This window comes from Veillonella parvula, assembly GCF_032472435.1.
In the GTDB taxonomy this organism is placed as follows: domain Bacteria; phylum Bacillota; class Negativicutes; order Veillonellales; family Veillonellaceae; genus Veillonella; species Veillonella parvula_N.
The window spans coordinates 390987-409235 of sequence record NZ_JAWEGM010000002.1; the positions used below are offsets into that span (position 1 = coordinate 390987).

Consider the following 18249-nt stretch of genomic DNA (forward strand, 5'->3'; position numbering starts at 1 on the left):
GGCTTCTATGCCATCAATTCGTTTATTTAATTCATAATCAATATTGATTATATTTATATTCTACCAATAATGATTTTCCATGTCAATATATGAACAAATATTTTCATATAAAATTTCGATGAAATGTATCAGTCTTGTACAAAACATAACTCACAATAACAATAAACCAAAGATCTTACAACAATAGAGCCTTTTATCAATCAAAAAACCTCTAACTACTAGTTACCTTATAGTTAGAGGTTCATATCAATCTATAGTATATATTCTTTTATAGTATTTATATTGGCCTATATTAAATATAGTATTCTATGTAATTATCAGGGATTTTCTTCTCCTCTGCTTGTGCAGCAGTTGCATTGCGACTAGGTTTACGAACATACATATTTTCTGGGTCTGTTTCAAAAATTACCATATCCTTAGGAATATCATGTTTAATAACGAGATTACAGCCAATCTTCGTGCGCGCCCCAATCGTAATGTCCCCAAGAATCTTTGTACCTGTACCGATAAGTACTTCATCTTCAATGGTCGGATGACGTTTAACCTTTTTAGAGGACATACCACCTAAAGTCACTTGATGGAACAAGGTTACATTATCCCCTACAATAGCCGTTTCACCAATAACAACGCCCATACCGTGGTCGATAAATAAACCACGACCGATTGTTGCACCTGGATGGATTTCGATACCCGTCACATGACGAGAATGTAGTGCTACACGGCGAGCCAAGGTCGGCCACCCCGTCTTATAAAGGCGATGGGCAAAAAAATGCCAGAACAGCGCCGTAATATGCGGATATGTCCATATAACCATCCACACACTTGTGGCAGCTGGGTCAGAATCCATTACGCGCTTAATATTATATTGAATTTTGCCCCATAATTCACGCAAACCTTGCATCATAGTGACTCCATCTCAAATTACTCTACTCTCATTCTACTCATATAATAGATATATATAGTATACAACATGTTTGGTCTATATTCCTATATATAAGGCATTTTATCGATATAAAACTATTAGTTCATCTATTCGAAATCGATTACTTCACGTATTCATTATTGCCGAAGTCCAAAAGGGATAAATATTTCTCTACTCCATCTGGGGCAATCACGACGATATTCGCCTTAGGTAATTCACGAGCCATGCGTTTTGCCGCTACAATGGCCGCCCCCGCGGAAAGACCAATAGAGATACCACTTTCACGCATAAAGGTTTGCACCTCACTAAAGGCTTCTTCATCACTTACAGTTTGCACGCCGTCCATCAAGCTTTGGTCAAAGTTTTCAGGAATGAAACCAGCCCCAATACCTTGTATTTTGTGAGGGCCGCCCTTACCTTCGGTAATAGCAGGAGATCCCGCTGGCTCTACAGCAATGGCTTTTAGATTAGGATTATGTTCTTTCAATCGTCTTGTAACGCCTGTGAAAGTACCACCCGTGCCAATACCCGCTATAAATACATCGACATTTGGCACTTGTTCTACAATTTCATTACCCGTCGTGCGGTAATGCATATCTGGATTTGCAGGATTTACGAATTGGCCCAAGGTGAAAGCACTTGGATACTTCTCTAAAATTTCGTTTGCTCGTTCAAGAGCCCCCTTCATGCCAGTTTCTTTTGGAGTTAAGATGAGTTGTGCCCCGTAAGCCTTAATCAGTTCACGACGTTCTTTACTCATGCTTTCAGGCATGATAATCACTGTTTTAATATGTAGAATAGCGCCTACCATAGCAAGAGCAATCCCCGTATTTCCACTCGTCGCTTCTACGATAATACTATTTTCGTGAATGCGACCTTGCGCCTTTGCAGCCTGCAACATGCCGAGTACGGCACGGTCTTTTACAGATCCACCTACATTATATTTCTCAAGTTTTACATAGATATTAGTATTTGGTAATTGATATACCGGTGTTTTACCGATAAGTTCAGTTGTTTGGTTTGTTACTATGCTCATCTAATCCTCCATCTAGCGATAGATGATAAAAATCGCCCTTAGGAAAATCCCAAGGACGATATTATATTTCACCTTGTTATTCACTATACACGGGATATAACCGTTTATGTATTCTAATTAATACAACCATACTCTATCATCTGTATTAATCCATTGTCAAGAGAATGAGAATAGCTTTTAAAACCCCCAAAATACAGGAAATAACTAGGTTCATCTATTTACTTGTAAGAATGTCCACCACGATATCCCAAGTGATAGGCACCAATATGATGGCTAGAGCCAAAGCAATAAAAAGAACGGCTCCCACCAATACACTTAGACGAGGAACTAAGGATATGGCAACGCTCTTAGCCAAACCAGATAGTTTACTAAAATCATGATGCAACGCTACATGGCCCCATAAGAAGCCTGCTACTACATAGGAAATTATATAAGGATCTAGCAGTAGATGCGTAGACAGCTCATTATTTTCATGCATAATGCAATTGATAACGGGTGAGACTAGTACATTCACTAGCATAGCTAAAACCTTGAACCACACAACGCAGACAATATATGTCCACATGCTCCTCTTGGTCATCCAGAGCATGTATAGGAGTCCTATTATACTTGCTCCCAGCGATCCTTTCTCACCTTCCATGTATCGCTCCATCCAAGATGGCTGATCCTTGCCTGACTCTACTTGGCTGTAGTAAAAGGATAGATTTCTTTCACCATGTGCTACATCGACAAGCCCCAAAACTTGGAATAACACAAGCAAAAACATGATAGCTACAATGACTTGGAAACTTTCACTAAAGAAAATATCCATAAAATCAACATCAAGATGACCTATGTTCATAAGGTTGCCGTATATATCGTAAAAGGCTAGATATACAGCATTTGTTAGGAACAGGTCCATAACAAATAGGAGCAACACAAAAATAATATAGCCATTCCATCGAGTCCATTTGCTTTGTGATTCTATATAGGTATTTGACCCTACCATAATCGACGCAGGGTGTATAGACAAGGTCACACCGATCATAAAAAACATTATAAACGATGTGACCATTGTTAAATATTCGTATGCCATATTAACGGTATGCTACACGCTCTGGCTGCATATCGTGGAAGTGAAGGCGCTCTTTTGCAGTCTTTTCCCACTCGGTACCTGGCTTGCCATAGTTTGCGTATGGATCGATAGATAAACCACCACGAGGCGTAAACTTGCCCCAAACCTCGATATATTTTGGTTCCATCAACTTTACGAGATCTTTCATGATGATGTTGATGCAGTCCTCGTGAAAGTCCCCGTGATTGCGGAAACTAAATAGATATAACTTCAAAGACTTGGACTCTACCATTTTCTTATCTGGAACATAAGAAATATAGATTGTCGCAAAGTCTGGTTGACCTGTCATAGGACACAAGCTGGTGAACTCAGGACAATTAAACTTAACGAAGTATTCATTATCTGGGTGCTTGTTATCAAACGCCTCTAACACCTGTGGCGCATAATCAATAGGATAATCGGTCTTGTGACCTAACATCGTTACCCCTTGTAACTCTTTTTCAGATCTGCCGGATGCCATAAGGAACCTCTTTCTATAAAATATAAATTCTGCAAAATCATTCAATATAAATAAATTATATCATACGTAGTGCTAAAAAAGTCCTCCCTCAGATCTAGTTAAACTGTTAGTAACAACTAATGCATCTAATAACATGCTCTCAAACATCAAATCCATAAAAACTAAAAGGACACTATGGCTCCAACCCATTCAGTAATACCGCTCACTGAAGATTAGACTATAGCGTCCTTTTTTAGATTCATATACCTTATATTAGCATTATACATTAATCAATAGATCTTGCTATATGTACGGTCAGAGTATCTAATAATAGGTCAAAATATATAAATATATGTATAAAGCTGCTAGAAATAACCAAACATATACGCCAGCTTTAAAATTAAACTGATATTTTTCTACTTTATCACTTTCAAACTCATTATTTTTAAGCATAAAGTACATTCCAACTAAAGAAATCCCCATACAAAATATCCACCAAAACAACATAGTAAATGGAGATATTAAATTACGTATGAAAAATATTCCAAACCCGAGTACTAAGCTAAAAGTATAGATAATTCGAGCTAAACTAAGCTTACCTTTATGCGTAATAAGTTTGTATATGAGGATTATAATACCAAGTATTATAATCAGATCTTGATACATTACTTATCTACATCCCTTTTCAAATTAAATTTAATTTCATCTTTAATGCGATCGCCAAATGTTGCACCAGCAACACCAACAGCAAAAGCCCCTACAGGGCCAGCACCACTTCCTACAAGTCCGCCACCTAATCCAGTAGCTACAGGAATTAAATCAGCTTCCCATGCCTTTGCTAGTTCACGCCCACTGTACATTTGGTAATCTTATAGTATTCCTCATTATGCTCCTTATTACTATTCTCCAAAAATGTATTGATATTTTGCTCCATAGTCTTATTTCTTACTCGTTTAGTTGTCTCTGTAAGCTTAAAGCGATCAATATTACCGTTATTATCTTCACCATAAATTACATTTGAAACTGAATGTAGCTTCATCCCTGCTTTTATAAGACTTTCTCTTGCCGATTGGTCGAGTTTCGAGTATACAACACTGTTATCTCGTGTATCATATTTTAAATTGAAATGTCCTTCTACAGAATGTAATTCCCCATTATATTTTATGAATGTTTCACCTATATCAGTCCCATCCCCAATAAAATTATCTCCATAATAATACCAAACAATTGCGCCTCGAGGTAGATCCGACTCTTTAACTTCAACGACATTAGTCATATCATCAATAGCTTTATAGAAACGATTACTACCATCCTTTTGTTTAATTGCCTGATATTTGGCCTCTGGTACAATCTTTCCAGTAATCTTCATCGCGCCTTGATAATTCCATTTAATCCCATATTGTGCTTCAGCTGCACCTGTTACAGGTGAATAACCTAAGCTACCATTTACAGCAGCGACTACACCATGGGCTATCGCTTTTACAGCTTTACCTTCTTTAGAGGTTGGATTCCAATTATGTAATTGACCAAAAGCTTCTTTTGCAAATAATTTAGATAATTCTTGACGTTCTTCAATTTTCTTTTTATCAAAGATTTCATCAAGCTTATTTAAACTTTCTTTTGTATTTCGAGACAGTGTTTGAATATTAAAGTCAGCGTCTTGTACTTCTATTGTACCATTTGAAATAGCAGATTTTGTAGTGGAAGAAGTAGATTTACTAGAATCTGGCAACAGATTAGGTAGTTTACCCAATGTATTCCACACAGCATCTTGCCCTGCTTTACTAAGATTCTTAAAATCACCTACGTGATTATAACTCACACCTACATTACGAGATCTATATTCTGCCGTATTTTCAATGTTTTTAACAACTAATGATCCAGTAGAAAGTTTATTTTTATTAGAGTCTACTGCACTATCTATAACAGCCCCTGCTAATGATGTTGTTTCGGCCGTGTTAATTACAAATCCACCATCACCTGCATATATACCCGCTTGATCAGTAACACTTGTATAATCACTTTTCATTTTACCTTTGCTTGAACTCATAGATACATTACTTAGAGAACCCGCATTTGTAGATACACTAAACCCTTTATTAGAGCTTTCACCTACATATGTCTTTGTATCTTGTAAGCTTTCAATGGAAAGGTTTCCACCTACGTTGGCTGTTACAGATTTACCAATTACCTTGGAACCACTGATATGGGTGTCCTTTCCAGATGTAATAGCAACAGCATCCGAACCTACAACAATAGTACCAGTATGTGTTGTTACCTTTGTATTACTCTTTTATTTTGCAGCATTAGCACTAGCATCAAAACCTAGTATACCGCCACCAGCAACACTAATATTAGCCCCAACAGACCAGCCTTTACTCTTAGCATTTTCAAGCTTTTCACTTGTATTTGTTGCCGCTTGTAAAGATACATCATTAGAAGCCACTAATTTGACTGTTTTACCGGAAATTGTTTCACCAACAGCTTTAATATTTCCTTTGATAGAGTCTGCACTATTAGCCTCAATTGTAATATCACCATTACTTTCAATAGAGCCCCCCATCAAATGTATTTGCTTCATAGGAAGACTCACTTCGACTACTACTAGAGCCAATACTTACACGAATATTTACAAGATTACCTGCTTTAGCACGTTTCTTAGCCTTATATCCAGCTTTATCATTTTCTAAATCAGCTAACTCTGCATTTCCCTTACTTATATTAGCTTCGCCTACTTTGGTTTTATAATCAGCAACATTTGCTGTTGCTGTATTCGCATATCGATTCATAAGAAATACATTATATTAGACTATAATCCATATCTACGATAGTTTTTTACATTAAAAGTAATCCACAATCTCTCGCCTCTATAATATCCTTCAAACTGCTACCATTTATTAATGGATTTTCTAATAAAGGTAAAAAATCATTACATTCAACCAAAAGCTCTTTATCTTTCCATAATTGCCATAATTCCCCATAAGTAACAATCCCATATGTAAAATCATTATAATATATTTCTAATTCCCTGTTATACGTCAAGCCTTCAATAATTTTTGCATACAAAGAAATATCCAAGTTACTCATTTATGTTTACTCCTTCCTAAATTTTCTAACCAAATATACTTATGTGGGAAATCGTGATTATCACCAGAATGTGTGTACTCGATATCTACAATTAGATTGCCTCCATTATCATAGTATCTTTGTTGCTTCGAATTACCATTTATGATAAATGCTGTTTTTATAAATGTATATATCTAACATCATACAGTGGCTACGACAAGAGTGCTCAAGTGATAAAGGAAGCTTACAAACTCAGTTACTCTATCAAAGAAATCATCTTGGAAGAAAAACTCATGACCGAATACGAATTTGCTGAAGCAGTTCGCATGAAATAAAACCGCTCTCATCTCTATGACATATATGTAACATCCTCTCATACCTCAAATGAACGGAATATAAAAGGACGCTATAGTTCTAAATCACTCAGTATAAACCACTGAAGATTAAATTATAGCGTCCTTTTGGAGTTTATGCACCTGATATTAGCATTAAACTTAGTTAATAGATCTACTATTATCAATAACAAATACTATCTAATAGTAGGTTAAAACATATACATATATATAATCATTAGAAATAACCAAACATATACGCCTGCTTTAAAATTAAACTGATAGAACTTTACTTTATCACTTTCAAACTCATCATTTTTAAGCATAAAGTACATTTCAACCAAAGAAATTCCCATACAAACTATAATCAATAAAAAAATACAAACCCAGATTTTAACTCAGAGACTAAATCAGGAAGTAAAGCTATCCCCCCCAATATTATAATCAAATCTTGAGATGTCACTTATCTACCTCTTTCCAAATCGTAGCCTAAATTATCATCAACCGACTATATATAGGAAACCATTACATTAAGCTTTTATCAATTCCTGTTATATTTCTTAGTACTTGAAGCCATTTGGGCTCTCGATTTACATCTACATAAGTAGGAAGACGCTTATCAACTCTATCAAGTAACTTTTGATAGAGTTTTTTCTCTTTATCACTTAACAATTGATTGTCCTCAAGCACTACAACCTGTCGCTCCTTTGCTTTGTCTTTATAAGAAGCAATTTCTTTTAAAAGAGATGCTCTATCATCGATCTCAACAAGATATCGAATACGTCCTTCATTACCATTCACAAAAATGCCACCAAAGGATGTTAAACACGCAATTTCATAGTCATTATAAACTTCAACAGTCAGTATTTCGCCTGGAACACGTAAATCATAATCCATATCATCAAGATAACCAGCATCCCTACCGAGAGCAGAATCATAATTAGAAGAAGCTAAAAAAGTTGTTGTAGACGCAGCATAGGTCATTATATATATAGCTACAATACTAATAAATATAATTACAAAATAACCCACCCTCTTCAGTAAAGATTTTAGTATTATCATTTAGTATATACCTTTCCAGTAGCCTTATTGAAGTAAAAATTAGAAGTTACCTCAAAAGAAAACGGAGTAATTAAACCTTGTTGTTGTAAATCATAAAAGAAATTATTGGCCCATCTAATCCACTTATTACTTATATCACTAGCATCTTCTTTATATTCATAATTAGACCTATCGAAACCTAAAAGTCTGACATCATAATAATCACCATGCCTTATAACCTTTAATCTAATAGCCATTCTTCCTACCGACGCACCTAAATCGGACCATCCGCCACCCTTCTCAGTCTTAGCAAAATTAATATCAATACGTTTTAAAACACTATTTGTATCCTTATCAAAATTCTCATCACGCAAAGAAACTAAAATATCATTAATGCCTTTAGACTGAGCAATTGTTTTTGCTAAAATACTTTTCGAGTTATACTTTTCCATACTGCCATTCCCAGTTCTCATTTTTTCAAAAAAAACTGTTAACACAGGGAATTCAGATTTAAGTACATTACGTTCAAAAGCCATACCAGCTTCCTTTGCTGTGTAGTGAATTATATTCTGACGTTTATTAACATCTCTTTCTTTATTAACATCAATAGCCTTTTCCTTCTCTAATCTTATTGCTTCATCCAAGGCTCTTCTATCTTCATCAACATAAATATCTTTAGCCGTTACAACATCAGTAAACTCATATCCTTGTTTGACTAACTCTTTTTGTAGTCTAATTTTCTCATTCTTCAATAAACTATAATGATGTTCAAAGTCAGAGATACTTTGATAGGATAAATTGCCATATGAAATAAGAAAATTCTCCCAATGAGATAAATCCCAATATGATTCTGACATTATCTTCCAGGATTTAGCTTTATCACTATCTTTTTCAGCTATATTCCTTAAAACCCCCAAAAGGAATATTACTTCACTCTCACTTAAACTTTCTCCGTTCTTTTTCTTTAAATATTTTTTTGCCAAATATATTGTATCTGGATTTGTTGTTAAATATTGATTCCATTTAGTCCCATATTGTGCTTCAGCTGCACCTGTTACAGAGGAATAGCCTAAGCTACCATTTACAGCAGCACCGAGTAAAGCACTTAATGTTTGAGCTACATCAGGTTTTTCTTTAGCAATTTTTTGAATTTCTCCAATTAATGCCTCATTGGTGGCACCCGCATAAAAACCACTACCCGGTTTATTTCCTGCCATACGAGCAGATATTTCCGCCACTACACCATGGGCTATTGCTTTTGCCGCTTTACCTTCTTTTGAGGTCGGATTCCAATTATGTAATTGACCAAAGGCTTCTTTTGCAAATACCTTAGATAATTCTTGACGTTCTTCAATTTTCTTTTTATCAAAGATTTCATCAAGCTTATTTAAACTAGTATTTGTATCTCGAGACAGTGTTTGCATATTAAAGTTAGCGTCTCGTACTTCTATTGTACCATTTGAAATAGCAGATTTTGTAGTGGAAGAACTAGATTTACTAGAATCTGGTAACAGATTAGGTAATGTGCCCAATGTGTTCCACACAGCATCTTTTCCTGCTTTACTAAGATTCTTAAAATTACCTACGTGATTATAACTCATACCTAAATTACGAGACGTATATTCTGCCGTATTTTCAACATCTTTAACATCCAATGATTTAGTGGATAATTTATTTTTATTAGTGTCTACTGTACTATCTATAACAGCCCCTGGTATAAATATATTTTTAAATCAAGCCTAGGTATAAAATCGATAAATTTATTCCTTTGCTTTTATTAGTTTTATAAAATTAAAATTTATAATATAATATTCATATATCCATGTTATAGTACCCATTATGATTTATCGTTACGTTTTATACACAATGGAGGTTACCATGAAATTAAAACAACTGATTTTATCCGGTATAGCCGTTGGAGCGCTAGCTTTCACAAGCGGAATGGTGCAACCTGCCCAGGCAGCAGTCGGAACGGAGACAGCTACAACGACACGGAGTTTAAAAAAACCTGCATCAGTAACGACACAGCATTATATCAATGTAGATGGCATATTATTAGAGCCCATAGATAATAAACCAAATGTTATCTATGTTGACGGACAACCACTCGTAGCATTGCGTCAAGTATCAGAAGCATTAGGTTACAAAGTATCTTGGGATGCCCCTACTAAAACAGCATTGATCGACATGAACATTGCTACATTAGCGGTACAACCGGACTCTAAACAAGTCGTGCGCAAGGGTAAATTACAAATCATCAACCTTGATACATCCGAATCTTTACTGCCTGCAGCACGTATGGTAGACGGAATTCTGTATGTAAGTCCGAACGCATTCAAACTCTTGTTAAATGATGTAACCATCAATAAAGACGAAATTTACATCGTTCCACAACAAAGTCAATTGGCCGCTGACACTAACACGCAAAAAGGCAAACGAAACGGTATCGAAACATTCTTACCGGATCAAGGAGATAAAGTAATTCCATACGAAGAAGAGGAAACCAAAGAAAAGAAACCTCTTATTACGGTAAAACGAACTAACACCAAAACAGATACCAAAGACACAGAAAATACCGAATATGTACGCTCTAATGGATTAAACAGATAATAAAATCTTTCGTATAGCTACATATAATTTAGCACCTTATAACTAAAAGAAGGCAACTCATCACCATGATGAATTTCCTTCTTTTTTGATTTCTGCTAGTTTATTATTTCCGTTACTTTATATTATTACTTTATTGTTTCTTCTCACCCTTTACGGCTCAATACAGTTTATTGCTTACTGTTTTTTGACAGATTATCTAAGCTATCTTTTGCCGTATCCATACTCCGCTTCAAATCCTTCATGGATTCTTTTATGTCCGGTGCTGTAAGGCCAGATTTGTCGATGCCTTTTGCAGAGTCAGAAGCACGCCTACTATTTTCCTTAGCTTGTTTCATATCATCTTTAATGCGAGTCATATTTTCATCAATTTCATCAAATGACTCATCATACAGAATGAAATTACTGCCTCCGTGAGAAGTAATATTAAGCGGCCCCATCGTGAGCTGTCCATCATCGATACGCAGAGCATCCGTAGTGATAGTGGTGATTTTCGTATTTACTTTCACATCGCTAAAGGATAAATGTCGCCCTTTATTGTGAAAGTTTCCCGTAATGCTTTGAATCGGAATCAGCATATAGTGCCCTTCACCAGACCAGAAGTTCCCCCATACCTCCATGTCTCGAGGTTGGCCTTCACTTTTAAAGTTCAAATTTGCCGATACGGGCACGAGAAACTCAGGCGCTTTAAGGGCTACACTACTATCTAAATCCTTTGCTACGCCTGTAATCGTATAGGCTCGAGTGTCCAAATTATATACACCCTTAGCCTCCAATTTACCGCTGTATACATTGGCACTAACGTTTTCAAAATTCAAAATACCATCTTGGTACGTCACATCTCCTACTACATTCTCAAAAGTAAGTGCAGGAATGCGTAAAATAGGCATCGTCACACGCCCTTTAGCAAAAGGACGGTTAAAATCACCTGTTACCTTTGTAAGCAAGGTCATGGCATCATGAATATTTTCACCAAAGCCTAGTGATGATGGATCCACCCCTTTCACATCAAATTGTAGATCCAGTTGAGGCATGCGATGCTTTAAAACATCCTTTAAATCTACACGACCTTTTAATACGAGACCATCCCCTATGGCGGTACCACCAAATTTGCCCGTCTCCATATCGATACGAATGGCCCTCTTACTATCAAGATCAATTTTTGAGTTTACATTCTTTATCACATAATGGCGATTTCTATTAAAAACCTCTAACTGACTATTTCTAAGTGTAATCTTAAGATCTAAATGTTGACCTTGCCAATTAAAGTTACGTACTTTCTTACCTAGTTCCTCTTGCCGTTCTTGTGTGGTCTTTCTAGGTGCTTTCGGACGGGGTTCTATCTCGTTAATTGGTTTATGTACATCTGGAGATATGGGCGCGAAATCCAATCGATTATTATCGTCCAAGTCAATGACTATAACCGCATCATCTAATTCAATGCCCTTGATAGCGGAGGACTTAAAATTACGTGTCACCACATCCCACATATTGACGCGGACTTTCCCACTTGGTGCATTGAGCAACTCATGCCCTTCTGGGTCCTTCCAAACAAGGCCTGTAAAAGTCAAAGTTCCCCACGGTGTAGCAGATAAACTTTCAACAGTAACCGTACCGCGCATCATAGTTTGTCGAGCCATAACCTCATTAAAAATAACGCCCATTCCACGACTAGCAATGGTTGCTAGTACAAAGACTATAATCGCTCCAATGGCAAGAAAGGCAGCAATGCCTTTTAGGCCTTTCTTATACAATTGTTTATATTTTGTCCAATAAGAACGTATATAATGTTTCATAGCCCTATTATAACATGTTCAAATCACAATACCCATGTGGTGTTGCCTGTATCAATCATATTGACCATAAGAAACTCTTTTCCATACAAAAAGCGCCTTGCTCACAGAAAACTCTGCATGCAAGGCGCCATTACCTAACTATTTTATAAAAAAGACAGCAAATTTATAGATTAAAAGTGCACCCACAAATGTGAGTGCACTTTATATATTGCAATAATCAATCTTATGCTTTTACTTCTTTACCGTATTTTACAAGGCTTTCAGCTTCGATTTCAGCTTGAGTCCGATAGTCTTGAGGAATACTGGACAAGCGAATCCAGCTACGTACAGCTTCAATTAATACGATAAGAATCATGAGAAACATAGCGGCACTAAATGCTACTAGAATCCATTTACCAGCAGGAATATAGCTGTAGAATACATTTTCATAGTCTGCAGCGATAGCCACGATAGCCATTAAGATACAAGGAATACCTGTTACCCAAGCATAGCGTTTGCGGCCAAGTCTCATAATAACTGTAGTACCTACGGCCAATGTCATGGTACCTAATAATTGGTTAGATACGCCGAATAGAGGCCAGATAATACCGATATTACCTTGTAGAACTAGGTAGCCCCACAAGATACAAATTAAAGCGGCACAACCATACACACCAGGAGCCCAGTGTTGGTCGTTGAATTTAGGATGGAAATGACCTAATAATTCTTGAAGTAAGTAACGACCTACACGAGTACCAGCATCGATTAATGTCATGATGAACAATGCTTCAAACATGATACAGAAGTGATACCAGTAACCCATCAAGTGAGCCATGTTAGGCAATCTGGAGAAGATATGAGCCATACCTACTGCAAGGGATACGGCGCCACCAGGACGGTGCATCAAGTCTTCACCAACCATTGCAGACAATGCTGGCAATTCATGGACTTGAAGGCCTAAAGCTTTGAAAGACTCAACTGTGGAGTTAATCGCAAAGTAATCATCTGGATGCAATGCAGTGGCAGCAATCAACGCCATCATAGCGATGAAGCCTTCTGTTAACATCGCACCATAACCGATAGGTAAAATTTCTTTTTCATTAGTAAGCATTTTAGGTGTTGTACCTGTAGCAATAACAGTATGGAAGCCAGATAACGCACCACATGCGATAGTAATGAAGATGTAAGGGAATACGGAACCTTTCAATACAGGACCGCCGCCCCAGATGTAAGGAGTTACAGCTGGCATTTGAATTTCAGGCATTACGATAATAATACCAAGAGCCAATGCACCGATTGTACCGATTTTAAGGTATGTGGACAAATAGTCACGAGGAGCAAGTAACAACCATACTGGCAATGCAGCTGCAAAGAAACCATACACAGCAAGCATAATTTCAATGGTTTGCAAGTCGTATGTGAACCAAGATGCATATTCGCTAGCCGCTACATTTGGACCGTAGATGATAGCTGCGAAGATTAAGGCTACCCCAATAATAGTCGCCTCTTGGATTTTACCAGGACGCAACCATTTCAAATAAATACCAATAAAAATAGCGATTGGAATGGTAGCAAATACGGAGAAGAATCCCCAAGGAGAGTTATGCAATGCGTTAGCTACTACTACAGCCATACCAGCAAGGGTAATAATCAATAGGAATAAGGTAGCGAGCATAGCACCAAAACCAGCAAGTTTACTGATTTCTTCGCGAGCAATATCCGCAATCGATTTACCATCGTAACGAACGGAAGCAAACAAGATAACCATATCATGTACAGCACCGGCTAATACGGAACCAATTAGGATCCATAATGCCCCAGGCAAATACCCAAACTGTGCTGCGATAACAGGACCTACAAGTGGACCTGCACCAGCAATTGCTGCAAAGTGATGACCAAAGGTTACCCATTTGTTGGTTGGCACGTAATCGTGACCATCATTGTGAACCATGGCTGGCGTTGGACGATATTGATCCAATGTCAGTACCTTAGCCGCTATAAAAGCCCCATAAAAGCGGTACGCTAAAATTAGAATACACGCGGAGGCAATAACTAAGTAAATACCATTCATAACCATATAAACACCTCCAATAATCACGTGACATGGAGTATATGAATATTACTGATAAAACTTATGTATCGTATCCATGCCACAATGGCTTCCTAAAATGTTAGTACTTACAACATTATTGTATAACTAATCAACAAGGTGTCAATTATTAATTTCTCATTTTGAAAGTTAAGTATAACTATAAAGCATAATAACGGCATTCTCTACCTATGAGATGCCGTTATTATCCTAGATATATTGGTTACTGAATGACTCATTCTTATCTGTAATAAAAGATAGCTATATCCCTATTCTCCTGCTTTCCTATAAGTTTTTGTAATAGTCCCAAATGTACGCAACAAATTTAGACCTACGACACCGCTTTTTTCAGGGTGGAATTGCATTCCATATACTCTACCTCGTTCTACAATGCCAGGTACATCGATACCATAATTTGCAGTAGATATGATATATTCAGGATCTGTATCCACATAATAGGAATGAACGAAATATGTATATTGATCATCTACATTGCTAAAAGCACTATGAGGCTGGTGTACTACATTTTTATTCCAACCCATATGAGGCACGCTAAGGCCAAGGTTGCGAGGAATTTCTTTTACCTTACCGGGAATAAGGCCTAAACCGGGCGTTGGGCCGTATTCTTCAGATTCTTCAAATAAAAGTTGCATGCCTAAACAAATACCTAATAAAGGTATTTCACGTTTTACTACTTCATAGATGACATCGACTAAACCACGTTCTTTTAGAACTGCCATCGCCGGTGCATATGCGCCTACACCTGGCAAGAGAACACCATCAGCATTTAGTATGGTCTCAGGATCTGCCGTTAGCACTGCATCAAGACCGATATAAGCTAATGCTTTCTGAACATTGAAGGTATTCCCTGCATCATAATCTATAATGGCAATCATAATAAACTCCATTCTATAGGGTAAAACACGATAAGATTAAACAAAACGTATTACGAATTGTATGTTATTCTGTACGAATTAATTCATGAAATCTCTTAATATCCTGCGCATAACATCCCCATCTTGAGACATAGGAATCGTAAGACGCAACCACCCTTCACGTTGACCTCGGCGCACTTGGTAACCTGATTTGAGCCAAGCATCTGCAAGACCTTCCGCATCAGGCGCTGCAAAAAAAATAAAATTAGCCTCACTCTTATAGTAGTGAATACCTAGCTCGTCAAAAAGGATTTCCCATTTTGCCCGTTCCTCTGCATTTTGAGAGACCGTTCTCGACACGAATTCTTGATCACCGAAAGCGGCTTCTGCAGCCACTTGAGATAAAGTATTCAGATTGTACGGCAAGCGAATAGTTTGCATATAATTTGCCAATTCTATAGGTGTCATCATGTAACCTACACGGTAGTTAGCAAGGCCATAAGCCTTCGAGAAGGTACGCATGATAGCTACATTAGGGAACTCATCCAAGAGCGCACGTGCCGTAGGAACTGCTACAGAGGTAACAAAATCGATATACGCCTCGTCTATGATGACCAAGGTTTCCTTTGGTATAGCTGCTACAAATTTACGAATATCTTCAACAGACTCATAGGTACCCGTTGGATTATTAGGATTGCAAATCCACACGACACGTGTCGTTTCATCTACAGCTTTCACGAGAGCAGAAAAATCATACTGTCCCGTTTCAAAATCAGCTGGCACCTCGCGGATCTCAGCACCTTCCACGAGGCCACTCAAGGCATATTCCGAGAAGGCTGGCACGCTTACTACGATGGAGTCACCCGTAGTAATCAATGTTTTATTGACCATGGCGATGACTTCATCGAGACCTACTCCGATGATGAGTTGCTCAGGTTGTACCTGCCAGTAGTCAGCGAGTTTCATACGCAAATCGGAGGCGTTGCCATCTGGATAGTAGTTAGCATCATTATGAGTTACATAGCTAAGAATAGCCTCCCGTACCAATGGCGATGTACCGTAGGGATTTTCATTCGCCGACAAGCGCACCAATCGCTCTACACCAAGGCGCTCTTTCACCGCTTCAGCCGGCTCCTCAGGTATATAAGGTTTCAATGTGCGAATTATCTCTTTCATAGGCTATCCTTTCTATCTATTCCTTAACTCATATAACACATATGAACTCCACCAGAGCTTATATGTCCGAGCTCATAACAGGATATACATTATAAGTTTGTAATTTCTGGGCGCTCCGTAGTCTTGCTAACGACCCCTTCGCGGCTCGCTAGCTCAGCTTCAATGGCTTCGTATGGAATATTTTTCTCTACTAATAACACAAGCAAGTGATATAACACATCTGCCGTCTCGTAAATCAGCTCTTGAGGATCATCATTTTTTGCGGCGATTACTACCTCTGTAGCCTCTTCACCAACTTTTTTCAAGATTTTATCAAGTCCTTTGTCGAATAAATAATTCGTATAAGAACCTTCCTTTGGCTGTGCCTTGCGATTTTTAATAATTTCGTATAATTCGTTCAGTGTTTGCTGTGCCATAATTTACTCCGTTATACCTCTTATAATATGCATTCTATTATACTTCTCTTATTCATTGCCATTGTGCTTATCTTATCGAATACTATGACTCTACTTCATTAAAGAAACAGCTTGTACGCCCGGTATGACAGGCAGGACCTTCAGGCTTAACTTGAATGAGCAAGGTGTCGCCATCACAATCTAGGGCCATACTCACCACATGTTGCACATTGCCGCTGGTGCTACCCTTATGCCATAACTCCTCACGAGATCGAGACCAAAACCACGTTTCCTTTGTTTCTAGTGTCTTGTGAAAGCTTTCTTCGTTCATCCACGCCACCATGAGGACATTTTTAGTCTCCGCATCCTGCACAACCGTCGGCAACAAGCCATTTCCTTTTTCAAAATCCGGTTTCATATTCTATCCTTTATTAAAAGTAATCACCAATCTGTTATCCTATATTAGCTTGTATCTCTATCTATTGCTATTTCTATTTTCTATTTATCTATAAACAAACTATTTAACTAACTCTGAACATATAGACTAGTAAAGAACTTGCGAGAGATAATAATTTTTTTAAATCTGTTTTAGCGTACCGTAATTCCGTGAGCTCGTAGTTCTTGTTTAAGTTCAGGAATTTTAACTTCTCCGAAGTGGAATATAGATGCCGCCAGTGCACCGGTAACGCTAGTTTGCTTAAAGAGATCTACAAAATCCTCAACCTTACCTGCCCCTCCAGAGGCGATGATAGGTACATTTACGACGGACTCTAGAGCCTTATATAGTTCAATATCAAAGCCGGATTTCGTGCCATCTTTGTCCATACTTGTCACTAATAACTCTCCTGCTCCACGAGCTACGGCCTCTTTAGCCCAGTCGAGAGCTTTCCATTCTGTACGGTTGCGCCCACCATGAGTGTAAGCATACCATTCACCAGTTTTTTCATCGGTTTTCACGTCAATGGCTACAACCATGCATTGATTGCCAAATTTTTGAGCCCCTTCTGTGATGAGCTCAGGGTTAGCGAGAGCCGCGGAGTTCAAAGATACCTTGTCCGCACCAGCTTTCAACAAAGCCGTCATATCATCAACGCTCTTGATACCGCCCCCCACGGTAAGTGGCATAAATACTTGTGTGGAGATTTCTTGAACCACATCGCGCATAGTGGTCCGCGCATCAACGGTGGCCGTAATGTCTAAAAATACGAGCTCATCAGCTTGTTGCTGCTCATAGGAGCCCGCAATGTCTACGGGACTGCCTACGTCTATGAGATTAACAAAATTAACCCCCTTTTTTACGCGCCCATCATCTACATCTAGGCAAGGAATAATCCGTTTCGCTAACATAAAGCTCCTTTCCATCGAGTGTCACTCAATATATT

General features: G+C 37.8%; 19 protein-coding genes and 2 pseudogenes. 2 read left to right on the forward strand and 19 right to left on the reverse strand.

Annotated elements, in window-relative coordinates; all coding sequences use genetic code 11:
- Nucleotides 1-292: 292 nt before the first annotated feature.
- From epsC to E7A03_RS04880, 10 genes and pseudogenes are all read right to left on the reverse strand, one after another.
- Nucleotides 293-904, reverse strand: coding sequence for a serine O-acetyltransferase EpsC (gene epsC, locus E7A03_RS04835; protein WP_077707963.1), 612 nt, complete (start codon nt 902-904; stop codon nt 293-295).
- Between the two features lie 139 nt (nt 905-1043).
- A complete protein-coding gene (cysK, locus tag E7A03_RS04840) occupies nt 1044-1958 on the reverse strand; it encodes a cysteine synthase A (RefSeq protein ID WP_316073766.1) in 915 nt (304 codons plus the stop codon).
- 214 nt (nt 1959-2172) lie between these two features.
- The gene (locus E7A03_RS04845; RefSeq protein WP_237301819.1) at nt 2173-2799 is read right to left on the reverse strand and encodes a hypothetical protein; all 627 of its coding nucleotides are present in this window, start codon (nt 2797-2799) and stop codon (nt 2173-2175) included.
- Between the two features lie 235 nt (nt 2800-3034).
- Complete coding sequence (queF, locus tag E7A03_RS04850) at nt 3035-3532, reverse strand: preQ(1) synthase (protein ID WP_316073767.1); 498 nt, start codon at nt 3530-3532, stop codon at nt 3035-3037.
- A gap of 303 nt (nt 3533-3835) precedes the next feature.
- On the reverse strand, nt 3836-4177 hold the full coding sequence (locus tag E7A03_RS04855; protein WP_316073768.1) for a hypothetical protein: 342 nt from the start codon (nt 4175-4177) through the stop codon (nt 3836-3838).
- Nucleotides 4177-4371, reverse strand: a complete 195-nt coding sequence (locus tag E7A03_RS04860) for a hypothetical protein (protein WP_316073769.1) — start codon at nt 4369-4371, stop codon at nt 4177-4179. Before E7A03_RS04860 ends, E7A03_RS04855 begins: the two co-directional genes overlap by 1 nt.
- Nucleotides 4350-5561, reverse strand: a complete 1212-nt coding sequence (locus tag E7A03_RS04865) for a hypothetical protein (RefSeq protein ID WP_316073811.1) — start codon at nt 5559-5561, stop codon at nt 4350-4352. Before E7A03_RS04865 ends, E7A03_RS04860 begins: the two co-directional genes overlap by 22 nt.
- 108 nt (nt 5562-5669) lie before the next feature.
- Nucleotides 5670-6092 (reverse strand): annotated as a pseudogene (locus E7A03_RS04870) (hemagglutinin repeat-containing protein); the annotation flags it as partial.
- A complete protein-coding gene (locus E7A03_RS04875; protein ID WP_288580796.1) occupies nt 6058-6300 on the reverse strand; it encodes a hypothetical protein in 243 nt (80 codons plus the stop codon). The pseudogene E7A03_RS04870 and the gene E7A03_RS04875, both read right to left, overlap by 35 nt.
- A gap of 46 nt (nt 6301-6346) precedes the next feature.
- A complete protein-coding gene (locus E7A03_RS04880) occupies nt 6347-6598 on the reverse strand; it encodes a hypothetical protein (RefSeq protein WP_128113954.1) in 252 nt (83 codons plus the stop codon).
- A 122-nt stretch (nt 6599-6720) separates the two neighbouring features.
- On the opposite strand from E7A03_RS04880, the gene E7A03_RS04885 reads away from it, so the two are divergent.
- Nucleotides 6721-6912, forward strand: coding sequence for a hypothetical protein (locus E7A03_RS04885; protein WP_278618668.1), 192 nt, complete (start codon nt 6721-6723; stop codon nt 6910-6912).
- Between the two features lie 522 nt (nt 6913-7434).
- On the opposite strand, the gene E7A03_RS04890 is transcribed toward E7A03_RS04885, so the two are convergent.
- Both E7A03_RS04890 and E7A03_RS09960 read right to left on the reverse strand, forming a co-directional pair.
- Nucleotides 7435-7893, reverse strand: a complete 459-nt coding sequence (locus tag E7A03_RS04890; RefSeq protein ID WP_151189534.1) for a hypothetical protein — start codon at nt 7891-7893, stop codon at nt 7435-7437.
- Between the two features lie 1061 nt (nt 7894-8954).
- Nucleotides 8955-9353: pseudogene (locus E7A03_RS09960) on the reverse strand (hypothetical protein); the annotation flags it as partial.
- 475 nt (nt 9354-9828) lie between these two features.
- Here E7A03_RS09960 and E7A03_RS04900 point away from each other — a divergent pair.
- Complete coding sequence (locus tag E7A03_RS04900) at nt 9829-10560, forward strand: copper amine oxidase N-terminal domain-containing protein (RefSeq protein WP_316073771.1); 732 nt, start codon at nt 9829-9831, stop codon at nt 10558-10560.
- A gap of 167 nt (nt 10561-10727) precedes the next feature.
- On the opposite strand, the gene E7A03_RS04905 is transcribed toward E7A03_RS04900, so the two are convergent.
- The 7 genes from E7A03_RS04905 to hisF form a co-directional block, all read right to left on the reverse strand.
- Nucleotides 10728-12353 carry an AsmA family protein gene (locus E7A03_RS04905; protein WP_316073773.1) on the reverse strand — a complete coding sequence of 542 codons (1626 nt, stop codon included), beginning with the start codon at nt 12351-12353 and terminating at the stop codon, nt 10728-10730.
- Nucleotides 12354-12576: 223 nt separating this feature from the next.
- Nucleotides 12577-14409, reverse strand: coding sequence for a carbon starvation CstA family protein (locus E7A03_RS04910; protein ID WP_316073775.1), 1833 nt, complete (start codon nt 14407-14409; stop codon nt 12577-12579).
- Between the two features lie 281 nt (nt 14410-14690).
- The gene (hisH, locus tag E7A03_RS04915) at nt 14691-15317 is read right to left on the reverse strand and encodes an imidazole glycerol phosphate synthase subunit HisH (protein WP_105086841.1); all 627 of its coding nucleotides are present in this window, start codon (nt 15315-15317) and stop codon (nt 14691-14693) included.
- Nucleotides 15318-15395: 78 nt separating this feature from the next.
- Nucleotides 15396-16472, reverse strand: coding sequence for a histidinol-phosphate transaminase (gene hisC / locus E7A03_RS04920; RefSeq protein WP_316073776.1), 1077 nt, complete (start codon nt 16470-16472; stop codon nt 15396-15398).
- An 89-nt stretch (nt 16473-16561) separates the two neighbouring features.
- Nucleotides 16562-16888, reverse strand: a complete 327-nt coding sequence (gene hisE / locus E7A03_RS04925) for a phosphoribosyl-ATP diphosphatase (protein ID WP_155086470.1) — start codon at nt 16886-16888, stop codon at nt 16562-16564.
- A gap of 82 nt (nt 16889-16970) precedes the next feature.
- Entirely contained in the window at nt 16971-17285 is a 315-nt protein-coding gene (gene hisI / locus E7A03_RS04930) for a phosphoribosyl-AMP cyclohydrolase (RefSeq protein WP_302132088.1), read from the reverse strand.
- Nucleotides 17286-17455: 170 nt separating this feature from the next.
- Nucleotides 17456-18214, reverse strand: a complete 759-nt coding sequence (gene hisF, locus E7A03_RS04935) for an imidazole glycerol phosphate synthase subunit HisF (protein ID WP_316073777.1) — start codon at nt 18212-18214, stop codon at nt 17456-17458.
- Nucleotides 18215-18249 lie beyond the last annotated feature (35 nt).

Coding starts and splice junctions, on each gene's coding strand:
- E7A03_RS04855 (WP_316073768.1), bottom strand. CDS start 4,177: ATGTATCAAGATCTGATTATAATACTTGGTATTATAATCCTCATATAC.
- hisE (WP_155086470.1), bottom strand. CDS start 16,888: ATGGCACAGCAAACACTGAACGAATTATACGAAATTATTAAAAATCGC.
- E7A03_RS04860 (WP_316073769.1), bottom strand. CDS start 4,371: ATGTACAGTGGGCGTGAACTAGCAAAGGCATGGGAAGCTGATTTAATT.
- hisC (WP_316073776.1), bottom strand. CDS start 16,472: ATGAAAGAGATAATTCGCACATTGAAACCTTATATACCTGAGGAGCCG.
- E7A03_RS04865 (WP_316073811.1), bottom strand. CDS start 5,561: ATGAGTTCAAGCAAAGGTAAAATGAAAAGTGATTATACAAGTGTTACT.
- E7A03_RS04910 (WP_316073775.1), bottom strand. CDS start 14,409: ATGGTTATGAATGGTATTTACTTAGTTATTGCCTCCGCGTGTATTCTA.
- queF (WP_316073767.1), bottom strand. CDS start 3,532: ATGGCATCCGGCAGATCTGAAAAAGAGTTACAAGGGGTAACGATGTTA.
- E7A03_RS04845 (WP_237301819.1), bottom strand. CDS start 2,799: ATGAACATAGGTCATCTTGATGTTGATTTTATGGATATTTTCTTTAGT.
- E7A03_RS04880 (WP_128113954.1), bottom strand. CDS start 6,598: ATGAGTAACTTGGATATTTCTTTGTATGCAAAAATTATTGAAGGCTTG.
- E7A03_RS04905 (WP_316073773.1), bottom strand. CDS start 12,353: ATGAAACATTATATACGTTCTTATTGGACAAAATATAAACAATTGTAT.
- E7A03_RS04890 (WP_151189534.1), bottom strand. CDS start 7,893: ATGACCTATGCTGCGTCTACAACAACTTTTTTAGCTTCTTCTAATTAT.
- cysK (WP_316073766.1), bottom strand. CDS start 1,958: ATGAGCATAGTAACAAACCAAACAACTGAACTTATCGGTAAAACACCG.
- epsC (WP_077707963.1), bottom strand. CDS start 904: ATGATGCAAGGTTTGCGTGAATTATGGGGCAAAATTCAATATAATATT.
- hisI (WP_302132088.1), bottom strand. CDS start 17,285: ATGAAACCGGATTTTGAAAAAGGAAATGGCTTGTTGCCGACGGTTGTG.
- hisH (WP_105086841.1), bottom strand. CDS start 15,317: ATGATTGCCATTATAGATTATGATGCAGGGAATACCTTCAATGTTCAG.
- E7A03_RS04900 (WP_316073771.1), top strand. CDS start 9,829: ATGAAATTAAAACAACTGATTTTATCCGGTATAGCCGTTGGAGCGCTA.
- E7A03_RS04875 (WP_288580796.1), bottom strand. CDS start 6,300: ATGAATCGATATGCGAATACAGCAACAGCAAATGTTGCTGATTATAAA.
- hisF (WP_316073777.1), bottom strand. CDS start 18,214: ATGTTAGCGAAACGGATTATTCCTTGCCTAGATGTAGATGATGGGCGC.